The organism is Alcaligenes sp. GCM10023179 (genome assembly GCF_042653705.1).
Lineage (GTDB): Bacteria > Pseudomonadota > Gammaproteobacteria > Burkholderiales > Burkholderiaceae_B > Alcaligenes > Alcaligenes phenolicus.
Genome location: NZ_JBHSIQ010000003.1, coordinates 547333 through 564535 on the forward strand (window position 1 = coordinate 547333; position 17203 = coordinate 564535).

Annotated in this window: 17 protein-coding genes and 1 tRNA gene; 9 read left to right on the forward strand and 9 right to left on the reverse strand. The window is 53.1% G+C overall.

The features are described 5' to 3' along the window. Nucleotides 1-20: 20 nt before the first annotated feature. The 5 genes from nadB to ACFPDR_RS16430 form a co-directional block, all read right to left on the reverse strand. Complete coding sequence (gene nadB, locus ACFPDR_RS16410; protein ID WP_376911499.1) at nucleotides 21-1787, reverse strand: L-aspartate oxidase; 1767 nt, start codon at nucleotides 1785-1787, stop codon at nucleotides 21-23. Then, nucleotides 1787-2926, reverse strand: a complete 1140-nt coding sequence (gene nadA / locus ACFPDR_RS16415) for a quinolinate synthase NadA (protein WP_137430969.1) — start codon at nucleotides 2924-2926, stop codon at nucleotides 1787-1789. Before nadA ends, nadB begins: the two co-directional genes overlap by 1 nt. 204 nt (nucleotides 2927-3130) lie before the next feature. Beyond that, a complete protein-coding gene (locus tag ACFPDR_RS16420) occupies nucleotides 3131-4177 on the reverse strand; it encodes an NADP(H)-dependent aldo-keto reductase (RefSeq protein WP_035267880.1) in 1047 nt (348 codons plus the stop codon). 82 nt (nucleotides 4178-4259) lie between these two features. Further along, nucleotides 4260-5996 carry an amidohydrolase gene (locus tag ACFPDR_RS16425; RefSeq protein ID WP_376911500.1) on the reverse strand — a complete coding sequence of 579 codons (1737 nt, stop codon included), beginning with the start codon at nucleotides 5994-5996 and terminating at the stop codon, nucleotides 4260-4262. Between the two features lie 290 nt (nucleotides 5997-6286). Continuing rightward, the gene (locus tag ACFPDR_RS16430; RefSeq protein WP_035267876.1) at nucleotides 6287-6703 is read right to left on the reverse strand and encodes a YkgJ family cysteine cluster protein; all 417 of its coding nucleotides are present in this window, start codon (nucleotides 6701-6703) and stop codon (nucleotides 6287-6289) included. 459 nt (nucleotides 6704-7162) lie between these two features. Here ACFPDR_RS16430 and ACFPDR_RS16435 point away from each other — a divergent pair. Next, nucleotides 7163-7239: transfer RNA gene (locus tag ACFPDR_RS16435), tRNA-Val, on the forward strand. Nucleotides 7240-7775: 536 nt separating this feature from the next. Here the strand turns inward: ACFPDR_RS16435 and trhA are convergent. Next, nucleotides 7776-8396: a PAQR family membrane homeostasis protein TrhA gene (gene trhA / locus ACFPDR_RS16440; protein ID WP_009454498.1), complete on the reverse strand. Its 621-nt coding sequence runs from the start codon at nucleotides 8394-8396 to the stop codon at nucleotides 7776-7778. Nucleotides 8397-8768: 372 nt separating this feature from the next. On the opposite strand from trhA, the gene ACFPDR_RS16445 reads away from it, so the two are divergent. Then, nucleotides 8769-8942, forward strand: coding sequence for a YegP family protein (locus ACFPDR_RS16445; protein WP_021446666.1), 174 nt, complete (start codon nucleotides 8769-8771; stop codon nucleotides 8940-8942). Nucleotides 8943-9090: 148 nt separating this feature from the next. Here the strand turns inward: ACFPDR_RS16445 and ACFPDR_RS16450 are convergent, their stop codons facing one another. Beyond that, complete coding sequence (locus tag ACFPDR_RS16450) at nucleotides 9091-9495, reverse strand: RidA family protein (RefSeq protein WP_376911501.1); 405 nt, start codon at nucleotides 9493-9495, stop codon at nucleotides 9091-9093. 335 nt (nucleotides 9496-9830) lie between these two features. Here ACFPDR_RS16450 and ACFPDR_RS16455 point away from each other — a divergent pair, with 335 nt between their 5' ends. The 7 genes from ACFPDR_RS16455 (at nucleotide 9831) to ACFPDR_RS16485 (ending at nucleotide 14765) form a co-directional block, all read left to right on the forward strand. Next, on the forward strand, nucleotides 9831-10259 hold the full coding sequence (locus ACFPDR_RS16455; protein WP_376911502.1) for a hypothetical protein: 429 nt from the start codon (nucleotides 9831-9833) through the stop codon (nucleotides 10257-10259). A gap of 176 nt (nucleotides 10260-10435) precedes the next feature. After that, a complete protein-coding gene (locus ACFPDR_RS16460) occupies nucleotides 10436-10855 on the forward strand; it encodes a GFA family protein (protein ID WP_060185813.1) in 420 nt (139 codons plus the stop codon). A 124-nt stretch (nucleotides 10856-10979) separates the two neighbouring features. Continuing rightward, the gene (locus tag ACFPDR_RS16465; protein ID WP_060185812.1) at nucleotides 10980-11519 is read left to right on the forward strand and encodes a lipocalin family protein; all 540 of its coding nucleotides are present in this window, start codon (nucleotides 10980-10982) and stop codon (nucleotides 11517-11519) included. A 170-nt stretch (nucleotides 11520-11689) separates the two neighbouring features. Continuing rightward, nucleotides 11690-12499 (forward strand): ABC transporter substrate-binding protein, encoded by an 810-nt coding sequence (locus ACFPDR_RS16470; protein ID WP_026482714.1) that lies wholly within the window; start codon nucleotides 11690-11692, stop codon nucleotides 12497-12499. Nucleotides 12500-12601: 102 nt separating this feature from the next. After that, nucleotides 12602-13336: an amino acid ABC transporter permease gene (locus ACFPDR_RS16475; protein WP_302356723.1), complete on the forward strand. Its 735-nt coding sequence runs from the start codon at nucleotides 12602-12604 to the stop codon at nucleotides 13334-13336. After that, a complete protein-coding gene (locus tag ACFPDR_RS16480) occupies nucleotides 13336-14034 on the forward strand; it encodes an amino acid ABC transporter permease (RefSeq protein WP_035267749.1) in 699 nt (232 codons plus the stop codon). The genes ACFPDR_RS16475 and ACFPDR_RS16480 overlap by 1 nt, the downstream gene beginning before the upstream one ends. After that, nucleotides 14031-14765 carry an amino acid ABC transporter ATP-binding protein gene (locus tag ACFPDR_RS16485; RefSeq protein WP_376911505.1) on the forward strand — a complete coding sequence of 245 codons (735 nt, stop codon included), beginning with the start codon at nucleotides 14031-14033 and terminating at the stop codon, nucleotides 14763-14765. Before ACFPDR_RS16480 ends, ACFPDR_RS16485 begins: the two co-directional genes overlap by 4 nt. Before the next feature lie 174 nt (nucleotides 14766-14939). On the opposite strand, the gene ACFPDR_RS16490 is transcribed toward ACFPDR_RS16485, so the two are convergent. Together ACFPDR_RS16490 and ACFPDR_RS16495 are read right to left on the reverse strand one after the other, a co-directional pair. Then, nucleotides 14940-15218, reverse strand: coding sequence for a hypothetical protein (locus tag ACFPDR_RS16490; protein ID WP_060185809.1), 279 nt, complete (start codon nucleotides 15216-15218; stop codon nucleotides 14940-14942). A gap of 95 nt (nucleotides 15219-15313) precedes the next feature. Then, complete coding sequence (locus ACFPDR_RS16495; RefSeq protein ID WP_060185808.1) at nucleotides 15314-17017, reverse strand: sigma-54-dependent Fis family transcriptional regulator; 1704 nt, start codon at nucleotides 17015-17017, stop codon at nucleotides 15314-15316. Between the last annotated feature and the right edge of the window lie 186 nt (nucleotides 17018-17203).

Here is a 17203-nt window from a genome sequence, read left to right on the forward strand (position 1 = left end):
ATCCCATGGAGGGCAGGCACCTAATCGACCCTGAAATGCGCCCCCAGGCTGTGTGGACGAGCCAAGGCAGCCTGGGTCAGCAGCCAGGCTGTGTCCAGTTGCAGGCTTAGACTGGCTTGTTCTTGGATGCAGGGGAGTTGGCGGATCTGTTCGCGCCAATCATCAAGGGTGCGCAGGGCGAAGGTCAGGCCCTGGCGATTGCGCAACAGGCCGACATGCTCTTGCATCAAGTTGCGCAAGGCGGGCAGGGAGGGGGGATTGTTTGTGGATGGGCTGCGGTTTTTACTGTTGCCGTTGCTATAGCTCTTGTTTTTGCCATAGTGACGTCCTTTGTCGTTGATTATGTTTTCCACTGTATTGGCTGCCACCGCAGTCATAAGGGGAGGTCTTGGGTTTGGGGTCGAGCGCGAACTAGCGTTCAAACTCAAACCCCAATTCGGGCCGACACTAGCCTGGGAACTGGAACTGGAACTGGAACTGGAACTGGAACTGGAACTGGAACTGGAACTGGAGTTCTTGTATGAACATGAACGTGACATCGAACTTGTATTTGCAATGCCTGTCTCAGGGATCAAAGCTGAAAGCTGGATTCTCTTGCTTCCAGCAATCGCCTCGGCAGCCGCCCGCCCCATGACGACACACTCCAGCAAGGAGTTGCTGGCCAATCGATTTGCCCCATGCAAACCTGTGCAGGCTACTTCACCCACGGCGTACAAACCAGCTACCGTTGTGCGGCCTGACAAGTCTGTTTCAATTCCTCCGCAGCTGTAGTGCGCGGCAGGCGCTACCGGCACCCAATCCTGACGTAAATCCAGTCCTCGCCGCAAACCTTCTTCCAATGCTTTCGGGAAATGCTGCTGCAAAATGTCTGCACCAAGATGGCGTACATCCAGCCAGACATGGCTGCTACCTTCTTGCCGCATCTGTGTGGCAATAGCACGCGACACAATATCGCGTGGAGCCAGTTCCGCTCTGGCGTCGTAATCCGGCATGAAGCGGCGACCTTGCTTGTCCAGCAGATGTCCACCCTCACCACGCAAGGCTTCGGTTAGCAAGAAGGTGGGACCCTCCGCATGCAAGCAGGTCGGATGAAACTGCACAAACTCCAGATCGCGTATCGCCGCACCAGCGCGCCAGGCCAGGGCAATGCCTTCTCCCAAGGCGCTATCGGGATTGGTGCTGTGCGCGTACAGGCTACCTAGCCCACCAGTTGCCAACACGACATGATCCGCCAACATAGTTTCGTAGCGACGAGTGTGCTTGTCGTAGATATCCACGCCAGCCACCGCGCCTTGCTTATTGCGGCGCAGGTCTAATGCCAGGCAGTCTGTACGCTGCTGGATATGAGAGGCTTGAGTCAATTGGGGCAGGAGAGCCTGCATGATGGCGTAACCACTGGCATCGGCCGCGTGTACGATGCGTCGCTGGCTGTGCCCACCCTCGCGAGTCAGGTGCAATTGGCCATCTTCCGTTCTGTCCAGAGGAACCTGCTTTTTCAGTAGCCAATGCACCGCTTCTGGCGCGGCTTGCAAAATCCCGCGCACCGCTTCTTTATCCGAGCGCCGAGCACCCGCTTCCAGCGTGTCTTCAATGTGTTGTTCCAGACTGTCCTGGGCACTGAGTACGGCGGCCAGACCTCCCAAGGCCATCGGGCTGGCCCCACAGGGAGCGGGGGCGCTGCTGAGCAGAGTCACTTTCATGGTGGAAGGCAAGGATAGAGCCAGACTGGTGCCAGCCAGCCCCGCACCGATGATTAACACCTCCGTCTGTGTCGAGCCTGATTGCATCAAGCAGCTCCTACATGCTGGAACTGCTGACTGTGCTCGGCCAGGTCAGCACTAACGCGCAAATTGTTCTGCTGAGCGGCAGCAAAATCCATCATGCGTTGCAAAGAACGTCGGGCGCCTTCACGCAGGTCAGGATCTACTTGAATGCCAGGGCCTGGTTGACTTAATCGTTGATGCAGTGCTTCCAGACTGTTCAAGGCCATCCAGGGGCAAAAGGCGCAGCTTTTGCAGGTAGCACTTTCGCCCGCGGTAGGGGCGGCCAAAAAGGTTTTGCTCGGCGCTTGCTGGCGCATGGCATGCAAAATTCCTTGATCGGTAGCGACGATAAAGGTGTCGGCAGAACGATTGATGGCAGCGCGCAGTAGCTGCGTTGTCGAACCAACCACATCTGCCAGCGCAACAACAGAAGCGGGTGATTCAGGATGCACCAGCACCTGGGCATCGGGGTGCTCGCTCATCAAGGCTTTCAAGCCATCGGCCTTGAATTCGTCATGGACCAGACAGGAGCCTTGCCAAAGCAGCATGTCTGCGCCGGTTTGCTTTTGGATATAAGAGCCCAAATGACGATCCGGTGCCCACAGAATTTTTTTCCCTTGGGCATGTAAATGCCGCACGATGTCCAGGGCGATGGAGGACGTCACCACCCAATCCGCCTGGGCTTTGACAGCCGCGCTGGTATTGGCATACACCACCACCTCCCGATCCGGATGCGCAGCACAGAATTGCTTGAAATCCTCGGGGGCGCAACCTAGATCCAGAGAACACGTCGCCTCGTCATGTACGGCCAGTACGCGCTTTTCAGGGCTCAGAATTTTGGCGGATTCAGCCATAAAGCCCACGCCAGCTACCAAGACCGTGCTGGCCTCATGTTCCTGCCCAAAGCGCGCCATTTCTAAGGAGTCGCCCACGCAGCCACCGGTTTCCAAGGCCAGGTCTTGAATATCCGGGTCTGTGTAGTAGTGGGCCACCAGTACGGCGTCTTGCTCTTTCAACTGCTTGGCCAGAGCTTGCTTCAAAGCGGCCTTATCGCTTTGCAGATTGAGTTTGGAAGGAACTTCATGCCAGGTAATCTGACGGCTCAAAGTGTCCTTGGCGTCGGGCTGACAGACATCCACGGGGAAATGCTGAATCATGTTCATCCTTGATGCTCATTTTGAGCATAAATAGAATAAAAAAATGGGGAATATGAATTTCTGATCGGAAAGAAGCGCGTCTCTACTGTTATGCTTTTTTTGAGCATAAATAAAAAAACAGCACACTGCAAGCACAAGAGCAGGGTAGGGAAAGAAAAAAGAGGGGTGCCCCGCCTTGGACGCCTGGGCCCAAGGCGGGGTGAAAGCCAGTTAAGGCGCAGGGTTCGGGGTGTGGTGATGAATAGCGTTGATCTTGGCAACTAACTCATCACTTAATTGAACATCTGCACTGGCGATGTTCTCGCGCAGTTGTTCCAGCGTAGTCGCACCGATCAGGTTGCTGCTGGTAAAGGCTTGCTGGTTTACCCAGGCCAAGGCCAATTGGGTAGGCGTCAAACCGTATTCGCGAGCCAGTTCGTTGTAGGCCAACGCGGCCTCACGAGCGCGGGGAGCATCGTAGCGCGTGAAACGGTCGTACAGCGTCAGCCGTCCTTTCTCGGGACGAGCTCCGTTGTCATATTTGCCCGTCAACACACCCATCGCCAAAGGTGAATAGGCCAGCAGACCCAGGCCTTCATAACGGCAGAATTCGGACAGCCCTTCTTCAAACACGCGGTTCAGCAGGTTGTAGGGGTTCTGGATCGTGGCAATCAAAGGCAGAGAGCGGGAGCGCGACAGCTCCAGAAAGCGCGAAACACCCCAAGGCGTTTCATTGGAGACACCTATGTGACGTATCTTGCCTTGACGCACAAAGTCATCCAGTACCGACAAGGTTTCCTCGATGGGGATAGTGTCTTCTTCTTTCCACGGGTAGCTGCGCTGCCCAAATGTCACCGTGCTGCGATCTGGCCAGTGCAGCTGATACAGGTCCAGATAGTCCGTTTGCAGTCGACGCAGGCTGTCATGCAGGGCTTGTTCCAGATTCTTGCGATCCAGGCTGGTACCGCCATTGCGGATATGACCAGGGCGTTTGGGGTCACGTTGGGGGCCAGCAATTTTGCTGGCCAGAACAATGTCCTTGCGGCGGCCGGTTTTAGCCAGCCAGGTGCCGATATATTGCTCGGTCAAACCTTGCGTAGCCGCCATAGGGGGCACAGGGTACATCTCGGCGGTATCCACCAGATTCACACCCAGTTCCAAAGCAAGGTCCAGTTGAGCGTGCGCATCGGCCTCGCTGTTCTGTTCCCCGTATGTCATGGTGCCCAAGCCAATCAGGCTGACATCCAGGTCTGTATTGCCCAGCTTGCGGTATTTCATTTGCTTCGACTCCCGAAAGCGCAGGGCCGGGCGGCCCTACAAACCGTGCATGGTAGCGTATTTAGTCAGCCTGCCGGGCAGCTTATTTTGTAGCTGTGTACACCAGACGACCTTGGAAAATAGTCATCAACACCTTGGTGTCGCTAATTTCGCTAGGCTCAATCTTGAATAAGTCCCGATCCAGCACAATCAGATCAGCAGATTTCCCAGCTTCCAAGGACCCTGTTTCTGTTTCGCGGCCCAAAGCCTTGGCACCGTTTTGCGTAAAAATCTGCAGTATTTCGGTCAGATTCAAGGCTTGTTCAGCGCCCAGTTGTTCACCCTGCCGCTGCCCGAAGGGATTGGCGCGTGTCATCAGAGCTTCAATCGCGGGCCAAGGGTTGTTGTCCTTCACACCAGAGGGCCAGTCTGAGCCGGCAATAATGGTGGCGTCATGATCCAACAACATACGGGCCTGGAACATGTTCCTGCTGCGCTTACCCACTACCGAGCTGATGGCGTCAGTCAAACCGGAGGGATACCAGATATAGGGAGAAAAGTCGGCGGCTACATTCAGAGCCTTGAAGCGCGGTTTGTCCTGATCGTCCACAAACTCCGAGTGTGCAAGCTCGTGCATCAAACCTTGAGGACCATTGGCGTTGCGTGCTTTTTCAATAGCGTTCAACGCCACGCGAATAGCCCGATCACCTGCGGTATGCATCTTCAAACCATACCCGGCTGCATCCAGGTGAGAGACGACGCGATCCAGTTCATTTTCAGGAACGACCAAGGCCCCCAAGGACAAAGGATCATCCTGGTGAGTGTCCGCGTAGGGCTCCAGCATGGCGGCTGTATGTGCTGCGGTAGGAACCCCGTCGGTATAGATCTTGACGTAGTTGGTCTTCAGATCAGGGAGGGCATACTGCTTGCTGATGCGGTCAATTTCAGCAAAATCAAAAACATGCTTGCTGTCCTTGCCAGAGATACGGATGGCGGTGGCGATATGGGCATTCAAACCCTCTTGTTTGGCCAGGTTGTAATACGAGCGCACAACAGCCTCGCTGGCATCGGCATCCTTTAAACCCGTAATCCCGAATTGGTTGGACTCCTGGATGACATACCGCGCTGCTTTCAGATATTGATCCTCTGTCCAGTCCGGTACAAAAGAGCGGATATAGCTATTGGCCTCGACTAAAACCCCATTGGGTTCGCGGCTATCAAGCTCGTGCTTGACGGTCATGCCGCTAGGAGGCGTAAAGTTGGCATCAATCTGCAAGAGGCCCAACGCCTTGGAGTTGACCCAGGCGTTGTGACCCGTGTCGTCGGTCAACACAATAGCCTTGTCGCCAGAGACGGCATCCAGCCATGCGCGCGGCGAAGCAATTTTGTGAGTTTTGAAGAAATCACTGTCCCATTGGCCTCCCTGAATCCACAGCGTTTCGCTACGCGCCACGCAGGCTTTCAAGGTGTTTGTCAATACATCCGGCGTTACCGTGAAAGGGAAGTTGCACTGGAACAGATGCTTCAAGCCACTCCATACAGGGTGGGAGTGTGCTTCATTGATACTGGGCATAGCCATCTTCCCGCCAAGATCAATCAGCTGAGTCTTGTCTCCACGTCTGGATTGCAGTTGCTCTGTACTGCCCACGGCTTCAATTTTTCCATCACGTATCGCAATGGCTTCAACCCAAGCCTGTTCCGGGTTCTGTGTATAAATACGCCCATTCACGATTAGCAGGTCGGCGGCAGGTGAGGCCGCCAATGTTATTGGGCTGATGGTACTGATCCCAGCCAGGCATGCCAATGAGGCAATTGCTAAACGTGAACGACTAAAACGCATGTCTCTGTGCTCCAGTATTGTTATGACGATGTTTGAGGTGTTGGATATAGCTTGCTTGTGCTTTTGAGTGTTCAAAAAAGCGATAGCCAACACCTCAAGGCTACAGCTCTGGAGCAGGGGTTTCTATAGGTAAAAACACAATGAGAGATCTACGAGTATGCCCAAAGTTATTCAAGCAATAAAATATCTCTGAACGTGTGAAAGAAGCTTTATGTGTCAATTGGTAGCCAACAAAAAAGCCTTCACGCATCAGCAGTGAAGGCTTTCCGGGAGAGGCTCAGCTACGGGTATCAGGCCGCCTCATCATGCTCCGGCAGGGCGGGTGGAGCAGGCAGCGGGCGGTTAGGCAGTAAAGGCAAACCGTGTTTGCTGCGCAAACGCTGGCAATCCACATTTGGGCTGCCATCCAGTTCCCAGATTTGGTAGTCACGACAGGGGGTAGGGCGATCCGGATAAATAGCGCAATGAATTCCAGGCTGGCCCAAGGTGCCACGCAAGGCAATACAACGACCTTCCCCTTGCTCGGTTCCTTTCATACAGGCGCGCAACGGCCCAACCTTGGTGGTCAACTCGACCGGCACCGTACCGCCAGTCTCGCCACTTAACTCACCACTATAGAAAGACACCCGAAAGTGCGAACAGCACACGCCGCAGCTTAAACAAGGATTTTCATCAAAAATCTCGTCATTGGGCGGTGTATAAAGCACCGCTTCCAGCGTAGTTTCCTGAACGCCGGGTAAATCCAGTAGTTGAGTCGGGGTAGGCGGGAGAGAAGAGCAAGTCATGTGCGTAGGTGTCCCGTAGCAGCCGCAGATCTGTTTCGGACGAGATTGATGATCTGCAGGCGTAAAGCAATCATTTTATTTTTGCCCGAAGAACTTGAATAGAAAAATCGTGCGCCAGTAAGGTAGCTTGATGCTGGCTGGAGACAGATTGAGTGTATCTATATGTTTCATGGATCTGCCTTGCCAGGAAGGGTATAAATTTCTGGGAATTCGTCAGTTTTTTGTTTAATTCTTATAAAACAATGGATTACAAGATTTATCGGTCTTGGAGAGCAATTTTTCCAGCTAAGACATATAAAAAAGATCATCTTTTTTATAGAAAAACGCAAAATAGTGTTGACAGCCCCATAGGGAAGATCTATTATTTCATTTCTTCACCGCAGGCGGTTAGCTCAGTTGGTTAGAGCGCTACGTTGACATCGTAGAGGTCGCTGGTTCGAATCCAGTACTGCCTACCAGAATACATGCACACAGCACCAAGCTGTGTCAAGAAAAGCCCCAAAGATCAATGCTTTGGGGCTTTTTTTGTTTTCTACGGCCATAGCCTGCACTATTAATGTCTATATTGAATCCAGCGCGCGTCTAAGCTCTCTCGGCTCAGGGCTGACCCCCACGGCTCGTAAATGGCGATTACAGATAAACCAGATTTCGTCCCTGTCGTTAGCCAAAATAAAGAAGGCGTCCGATGTCTCTGACGGGTTGAACATCCCCAGGGCACGGTAAGCGGTCTGCATATTGAATCCGCTTTGAAGCGGGGAGGGCTTGGGCCCATCCTTCAGCTCTTGAACACGAAGATATAGTCCCGTCTCTAGTGTGATCATGCAAGCCTCGCTTCTAGTTGCGTTGCTTTATTCTAGGAGCAGGAAAAGATCTTCGCCACAGGTCCGTACCTTTAGATGTAATCAGATTTCATCAGACATAACAGAGCTTATGTCAGTCGACAAAAAAGCCTCGGGAGAGGCTTTTTGTGTGTTCGCGCCCGGGGTGCTTTGTTTTACATGACAACATACTGGGAGATGGCCAGAAAATGCGCTGCGCTGCCAGCCAGCACAAACAAATGCCAGATACCGTGCCAATGCCGGAAGCGCTCGTCAAACACAAAGAACACGATCCCGGCGGTATAAATTGCTCCCCCTGCCGCCAGCCAGGAAAAGCCTTCCGAGCCCAGATTGTCTGCCAGCGGACCCAGTGCCAGCAACACAATCCACCCCATAACGGCATAGATCACCAGCGATAGTATGCGCGCCGGCGAACGTGGGCGGATATCTTGAAGAATGCCAATCAGTGCCAAACCCCAGACCACGCCGAACAGACTCCATCCCCAAGGGCCTCGCAGCGTTACCAGGCAGAAGGGCGTGTAGCTGCCAGCAATCAACAGGTAGATGGAAAAGTGATCCAGCTTGCGGAAGACGTTTTTGGCCCGTCCCTTGAAGCAGTGGTACAAGGTGGAAATCAGGTACAGCAGGATAAGTGTGGCGCCGTAAATGGCCGTGCTGGTGATGCGCCAGGGGTCCCCGGTAAAGCTCGCCATGACAATTAGCCAGGATACGCCGCCTACAGCCAGAACTGCACCGATCAGATGTGACCAGGCATTGAAACGTTCACCGTAATACATGATGCTTTATTCTCTCCGAACATTCGGCCCGCCGATTGCAAGACCGTCGACGTGGTCGGAAAAGCTTAGCGCATAAATCAAGCTCTCGTATTGATCTCTGTTAGGTCAATGCGGGACATTCGTTCGCCGCTTTGGATGAGGAATGCCGATCGAAGTGTCCACTACACAAAACCTGATGAGTTGCACTTTTTTCCTTGCTTGGGTTCTTGCCTGACTTGATGGCATATCTCTTGCGTTGTCAGTAAAAGAGGTGTGGTTTGATGGCAATTCAGTCACTTGTAGGCCTGCCACGTAAACCCCAATACCTGCTGATCAACTCCAGTTTTAGGATACGGTTTGCGCGACGTGCGCTCATACCTAAAGAGGGTCATCATGAAATTTGTGCTTTACAAGGACAAAAGTGGTGAATGGCGGTGGCGATTCAAGGCCGCGAATGGGAACATTATTTGCGTTAGCTCCGAAGGCTACAGCAGTAAGCAGAGCGCACAACACAGTATTGAGTCTGTGAAAAAAGGGATGGCTGATGCTCCGGTTGTCGAGGAGTAAGCAGAGTCTTTCTTTAAGTTTTTACGCGCAGCTTGTAGGCTTATGAATAAAAAAAGCTCCCCAGCGAAAAGGGAGGCTAAAGACCTCGTCAAGATCCGAGGTCTTTTTTTATGTCGACTCCGTACGGGAGGCGACTTAACAGCAGCGATCAATCCAGCATCGCTTCAGCCTCAATCTCAATCAGCCACTCAGGCTTGGCCAAGCCACTGATCAAGATCCAGGAAGAGGGTGGTGGATTGACGGGAAATCGCTTCAGCAGCGCAGCAGCTATGTCGTTCTGCTCTTGTGGTGAGCTTGAATCTTCCCGGATGAAAATCCGCAGCATGATTACCTGATCCATCTTGCCGCCAACCTCGGCCAGGACTAGTTCAATATTGTCCAAGGCGGCTTCTGTTTGCTCGCGCATTCCACCAGCTACGGTTTGTTCCTGAGCATCTACACCTACTTGGCCAGAGAGCATGACACGGCGGTTGCCTGTGACCACCAGGCCCTGGCTGAAACCGTATTGCAAGGAATTGAATACGGTGGAGGGATTAATAGCGCTTTTTGTCATCTTGATAAATACATGAAAAGTTGAGTGGGTGTATTTACACACCATGCTCCTACCTTGGGGCGTTACGTCGGAAAGCAAGGGCTTGTCTTTAAGGAGGCTTTTTGAGGGGGAGCGGAGCCCAGTCTCCAACGGCAATAGGTAGGAAAAATTCCTAAAAATTAATTAAGTTTTATTTAAAGTGTCCATCGTCTGGCTTTATGCTTTTTTTGTCCGGAATAGGCTGACCCTGCCTGCTGTACTCGCGGCTTATTTTTTTTTGGTAATAAAGGAAGCGGGAAGTGAAGAAGATCGTATTTATAGCTGCCCTGTCAGTGGGCTTGGCGGGATGTGAAACGATGAACTCCATGACTAAAGGCATTGATGATGCGTTTGCCAGTGTCAATGAAGCGATGGGGGCGGGCCCGATTGCTGACACTCCGGCACAGATTTGTTCAGAGATGCGTTCCAATCATGCGCGTGCTGTGAACAAGTACAGTGGGAAAACCGTTGAGGTGACTGGCAAATTGGTGGCCATGGAGCAAAATACACTGGCCGAGGCCATGAGTGGCATGAACTCAAAAGTATGGGGCAGTGCCAAGCAGTTTGACGTTCGAGTCAGCAGCGGGCCTATCCTCTTTTCTTCCTTGATCAACCGCCGCACTGAGCAACTGAATGTGTTCAATATGGGTGACACGGTGACAATTAAAGGCCGTATCAGGACGATTGGCAAAGGGAAGTCTTGCACCATTAGCCTTGAAGAAAACATGAGCATCAAGCAGCAGTAAATGGGTAAGGGGCCGTTATGGCGGACTGCACGAATAAGCCCGCTTTGTAGCGGGCAATGTTGTTTCTGGAGCCCAGGTTTTGTTGCACCTGGCCTTGGGAAAGCCTCATATCGAATTTCCATTACGGGACGATTCAGCCGTTAGAATTGCTTATCCATCTACCTACAGAGGCTCGTATGGCAAACAATACATCCACGATTCACGGCAACTGTCTGTGCGGTGCCGTCTCGATCAGTTTTCAGCAGCAAAAGCCTTCAATCAGCGCTTGCCATTGCGGCATCTGCCGCAGCTGGTCCGGAGGCCCCTTCTTGTCGCTGGAGTCCCATGAAGCCCCAGTGATCGAAGGCGCGGAGCATGTGCGCTCCTATGCCTCTTCGGAGTGGGCGGAGCGCAGTTTTTGTGATGTATGCGGTACGCACTTGTTTTACAAGCTCAAGGCCGGTGGTTTCCATGCTGTTTCTGCTGGCTTGTTCAAGGATAGCGGGAGCTGGCCGTTCGAGCTGCAGGTCTTTATTGATGACAAGCCTGACAACTACGCATTCGCTAACAAAACGCGAGAGATGACAGGCGAAGAGGTGGTTAAGCTGTTTTCCTGATGCTATGACTGGCCAGATGCATAAGCATGGCCAGGGCTGCGCTTGCTGCAAACTGGACCGGTCGATCTATCAAAGGACGATTCCAGAAACTCGATCTTGGGTCACCTACAAGGAGAACTCCGTGATGAAAAGAATTCTTTTCCTGTCGCTGTCTGCGTTATTGGTCGCCTGCGCTTCTTCCAACGCCGATCTGGCGACCCAGGAAGATGTAGACCTGAGTAAGTACATGGGCACGTGGTACGAGCAGGCGCGTCTACCCAATAACTTTCAGCGTGAATGTGCTGGAGATGTGCAAGCTAATTACGTGATGGAAGCCGACAAGACGATTACTGTTACCAATCGTTGTCAGGGTACGGACGGTGAGGTGAAGCAAGCCATCGGGCAGGGGCGTTTGTCGACGAGTGTGGAGCCTGCTGATCCGGCGATACTGGAAGTGCGTTTTGCTCCGAAATGGCTGTCCTGGTTCCCTATGGTGTGGGGTGACTACTGGATCATGAAGCTGGAAGGGGATTACCAGTATTCTTTGGTCGGTACGCCGGATCGGAAATATCTCTGGGTCTTGTCCCGAGAAAAACAGGCTGATCCGCAGCTTGTCAGTGACTTGCTGGATTACGCGGCATCCCAGGGCTTTGCGGTCCAAAAGGTGATTTCCACCAAGCAGTAGCGTGCATTCGATGATCGATGCTTCTGCGCCTGCATAAAACAGCACATCCTCTTAGCGTTTTTAGTTATAAGCATGGGGAAATTTGATCGTTTTGAAGAGCTTGCGGCTGTGGTCGAATGGCACGACGGTATGTATCGGACGTGCCATTTTTTTATCGGAATGTTTTTACTATGAAGTCGTTTTTAAGCATTGCCGCGACCCTTACCCTGGCGTTGGTGGCTGGAGTGGCCCAGGCTGATCGTCTGGATGACATCAAGAAAACGGGTGTCTTGAAAGTAGCGTCTTTCGACAGCAATCCACCGTTTGGTTTTGTGGATCAGAAGTCCCGCCAGATCACCGGTCTGGATGTGGATTTTGCTCAGGCTCTGGCTGACAAGCTGGGCGTGAAGCTGGAAGTCTTGCCAACCAACCCGGCCAATCGTGTGCCGCTGTTGACGTCCAATAAAGTAGATCTGGTTTTGGCCAACTTCACCATCACGGAAGAGCGTGCCAAACAGGTAGATTTCAGCATTCCGTACTTTGCATCGGGCCAGCAGTTTCTGGCTAAAAAAGGCGTCTTGTCCTCGCCCGAGCAGTTGAACTCGCTGCGTATTGGTGTGGATAAAGGGACGGTCAATGAGATCGTTCTGCGTGAAAAATACCCCCAGGCCAAGCTGGTTGCCTATGACGATACCCCCTTTGCTTTTACCGCTTTGCGTAACGGCAATGTGCAGGCCATCACTCAGGATGGTCCCAAGCTGATTGGTTTGCTGGCCAATGTGCCGGACAAGGAAAACTATGAAATTCCGGCCTTCAGCATTTCCGAGGACTTGATCGGTATTGGTATCCCCAAAGGCGAGACAGCACTGAAATCCTTTGTGGATGAAACTTTGCTGGAGCTGGAAAGCCAGGGCAAGGCTCAAGCCATTTATGACGTCTGGTTTGGCCCTCAGTCCAAAACACCGCTGGAGCGCTTGTACCGCATCGGTCAGCAACAGTAAGTCATCACTTGCTTGCAGGCCAGCCTTGAGTGTTCAGGCTGGCCTTTTCCTGTTTGTGTTTTTAACAGCGGGATCACTTGATCCTGCTTTTTGGTGTTTGCTATGCCGTCTTCTGATTTCTGGCTGGCACCCCACTATGTGGGTTGGTTGCTGCAAGGGTTCTGGGTCACGATCCAGCTCTCTTTAGTTGTCTCTTTCGCTGCAACTGTTTTGGGTTTTCTGGTGTGTATTGCCAGGCTCTCGCCGTTTGCCTGGCTGGCCTGGCCGGTACGTGCTTACCTGAGTCTGTTCCGTAATACGCCCTTGTTGGTGCAACTGTTTTTCTGGTATTTCGGCGCCTCGGCATTGATGCCGCCGGAGCTGGTTCAATGGTTGAACACCCAGCATGTCTTGCAACTGGTCTTGTTCGATGTGCATTGGCCCAGTTTCGAGATGTTGGCCGCCTTTGTAGGTTTGACGATCTACACCACGGCTTTTGTTGCAGAAGAATTTCGCTCTGGTGTGAGGGCAGTGCGCAAAGGGCAGTGGGCCGCAGCAGCCTCCTTGGGCATGTCTTCCATGCAGGTCTGGCGCTATGTGGTGATGCCGCAGGCCTTGCGCAATACCTTTCCCTCGCTGATCGGGCAGTACATGAATGTCATCAAGAACACCTCGTTGACCATGGCCATTGGCTTGGCAGAGCTGTCTTATGCGTCCCGTCAGGTGGAGACTGAAACTTTCAAGACCTTCCAGTCCTTTGGGATTGCAACGCTGTTGTATGTCTTGCTGGTCATGCTGGTTGAAGTGGTTGGGCAGTGGTTACAACGCCACCGTCTGCAAGTGCGAGGTGGGCTGTAATGAACTTCGATGTAATCCATGACAATCTGCTGTACTTCCTGGTGGGGGCGTATCCGCATGGCCCTTTAGGTGGGGCTGCGCTGACGCTCTTGCTAAGCGTGCTCTCGGCAAGCTTGTCGGCCGTTCTGGGGCTGGTTTTTGGTATAGCCCTGGTCTTGACGCGTGGCGTGGCGCATACCGCTTTGCTGCTGTTTCTGGGCTTTTTCCGCGCCATCCCTGTGATCATGCTGATTTTCTGGGTGTATTTTCTGCTGCCCATTCTGTTCAAGGTGGATGTGCCGGGTCTGTTTACCGTGGTCTGCGCCTTGTCCTTGATTGGTGGCGCCTATCTGGCGCACTCGGTATTTGCGGGCATCAGCAGCTTGCCCGCGGGGCAATGGCAAGCGGGCAAGGCCCTGGGCCTGAAAACTGCCCAAATCATGAAGTCCATCATCCTGCCGCAAGCTTTGCCGGTGATGCTGCCTTCTTTTATTAATCAGTGGGTTGCCTTGATCAAGGATACGTCGCTGGCCTACGTTATTGGCGTGGCGGAACTGTCTTTTGTGGCCACCCAGGTCAGCAACCGGGTTATGGTGCACCCCACTGAAATCTTCTTGTTTGTCGGGCTGATGTACTACGTGATCTGCGCAACGCTGGAGTTGATTGCGAATCGTGTGGCTCGACGTTATGACAAACATCTGCGACTGGATGGCAAATGATCCGTATCGATAGTGTTTCCAAGTGGTATGGCACGTTTCAGGTGCTCAAGAACTGCACGGCCCAGGTGGACCGTCAGGAAGTCGTGGTGGTGTGCGGGCCTTCGGGCTCGGGCAAGTCCACCTTGTTGAAAACCGTCAATGGTCTGGAACCGTTTCAGCAGGGCACGATTGTCGTGGATGGGATTTCTGTCGGTGATCCGGCAACGAATCTGCCCGACTTGCGCAGTCGGGTCGGGATGGTTTTTCAGAACTTCGAGCTGTTTCCGCATCTGAACGTCTTGGCCAATCTGACCTTGGCGCAGCGTAAAGTGCTGGGCAGGGAGCGGGACGAAGCGAATGATCGGGCCTTGCTGTACCTGGACAGGGTGGGCCTGAAAGCGCTGGCGGATCGTTATCCAGCCAATTTGTCGGGCGGGCAGCAACAACGTGTCGCCATTGCGCGGGCCTTGTGCATGGATCCGGTCTGCATGTTGTTTGACGAGCCTACTTCGGCCCTGGATCCTGAAATGGTCAACGAGGTGCTGGACGTAATGGTTAGCTTGGCGGAAGAGGGGATGACCATGATGTGCGTGACCCATGAGATGGGCTTTGCCCGCAAGGTGGCGGATCGGATGGTTTTCATGGATCAGGGCCAGATTCTGGAAGACGTCTCCACGGATGTGTTTTTTGGTGATCTGGACGGTCGACCACAGCGAGTGCAAACCTTTTTGTCCAAGGAGCTGCGGCTGTAGCTTGTTTCTTTGTTTGGCAGCTAGGCTGATGATTGCCAAGCCATAGAGTCCGCATCTATAAAAAAAGCCCGCCTGTTGAAAAATTGGCGGGCTTTTTTACGGGCGAGTAAACCAAGCTTGATGAAACAGGGCGAATGACATGCTTGCCCGGCCTGGAGTGTGTCGCTATGTTGCTCAGGATTGCTGAGCAGGTGTGTCGAACGATTGCAGCAGAGATTCTGATGCCAGTACGGCACGGCGCGCCTGTTCGTGCTGATCATGCAGGGCCAAGTAACGTACTTCGGCCTCATCGCCTCGTGTTACATCCCCTTTGTATGACTGCGCTACGTAGTTTGCGTACCAGATGGACTCGGCTACGGTCATACCTACAAACACTTCATTGTCGTCCTGATCTTGAGACAGGGCGCGGATACCAGATAAATACGCCCGTTCACGGGGCTGAAATTCCAACATAAGACTCCTTAGATAAGCCCCCATTGTAGTAGGTGGGGAGAATCAAGCCAGAGTCACGCCGAACTGCCTGGAAAGAACACCCTGACTATGGCGCATCAAGCGGGCATGGCCACCTTCTTCAGCCGGTATGCCAAGGCAGGCCGTGTCAGTCCCAGCCTGCGCGCGGCTTCTGAAATATTCCCGTTCGTTTTCTTCAGTGTCAGCTGGATGATTTGTTCTTCCAGGTCGTCCAGGTTGAAGGGCGTTTCCAGCAGGTTCTCCAGATATTGCGTCTGGTTCGCGCTGAAACAGGACTCTTTCGCCATAAAGCCTTGCGTATTCAAACTGCTCAAATACTGCAAGGCACTTTTCTGCTGCGGGAACAGGTGGTGAGTTTCGATTTCGTGATTGTGCTCGGTCAGGATGACGCCACGTTCGATCATGTTTTCAAATTCGCGGATATTGCCTGGCCAGTCGTATTGCATCAGTAATTCACGGCTGCGGTCGCTCACTCCCAGCACGTGCTTTTTGTACATGCTGGAGTATTTGTTCAGAAAGTATTCGGTCAGCAGCGGAATGTCTTCTTTACGCTCGCGCAGCGGCGGAATGTGAATGGGAAAGACATTCAGGCGGTAGTACAGGTCGGCACGGAAGGTGCCTTTCTGTACGGCTTCGGCCAAATCCTCGTTAGTGGCCGCCACCACGCGCACGTCGATATGGCGAGTGTTCTCATCACCCACGCGTTCCAGTTCCTGTTCTTGCAATACACGCAGCAGGGCGGCTTGGGACCGTGGCGATAGCTCCACGATTTCATCCAGAAAGATGGTGCCGCTCTGGGCACGCTCAAAGCGTCCGGGGCGGGATTTATGTGCGCCGGTATAAGCGCCTTTCTCGACACCAAACAGCTCTGACTCAATCAGCTCCGGGGGAATGGATGCACAGTTCACTGCAACAAAGGGTTGATCAGCCCGGTCGCTGGCGGCGTGCAGGCCGCGTGCGAAAGCTTCTTTCCCTACGCCGGTTTCCCCCAGCAGCAGCACGGAGACTTTGCTTTGCGCCGCCTTTTCCAGCAGATGACAGGCGGCCTGGTAAGCGGCGGACTGACCAATGGAGTTGGGCAAGGTGAAGTTGGCGCTGGAGTGCTTGAACTCCTGTTCGCGCAACTTCACCAGCTCACATCGCAAGGCAAACAGTTCGTCCTGGACTGGATCGGGCAGCATGAAACGGTCAATCTCGGGGTCATCATCTTCCCATTCCTCGGCTGGCTTGCCCACGATCTTGCAGTGGCTATGGCCCATGGCGCCGCATTGGGTTTCTTTGTAAATGATGCTCTTGCCCATATAGAAGCTGGTGTAGCCGCTGGCATAGCCCAGCAAGCTCCAACAGACCGGCTCGCTGGACTGGCCATGTTCTTTCTGGTGATTGCTGACTTCATAGGAGTCAAACCAGTCAAATTCGCCGTAGTACTGGCCTGCGTCGCGGTCAAAGGTCAGGGCGGTGGGCACGACTTTGACCATGCCGCGGATGGTGTGCATTTGCGGGCCGGCCAAAAAGGTCTCTTTCAGTGATAGGTCCGGGCGCACTTTTTGTGAGACCTCGGCATCTTTCATGCCCGCGTGGTAGCCAAAGCGCATCAGAAAGTATTTGGCGCGCTCGCTGCCTAAAGAGGCAATCAGTTCCTTGCGTAGCTGGCCAAAACCGCTGGCGTGCAGCAAGAGCATGCGCTGCTCGCCAAACCATATTTTGCCTTCCCGCGCATCAAAACGAATGGCGTCGATCAGGTCCTGACTTAATGGCAGTGTGAGTTCAGTAGCCCCCATGGCTGTCTCCATCCTGTGATTTCTTATTGTGGTTTTGAGTGTTCTAAAACCAGTATGCCGCCTGTCTTTCTAGTGACTCAAGGAAAACATAATAGTGTCCAGAGGACGGATAAAACGGATTTTGCTAAGGTTTTACCCTAACTCAGCATTTGATGAAAACGACGCTAAGCACTTGATCAAATGATC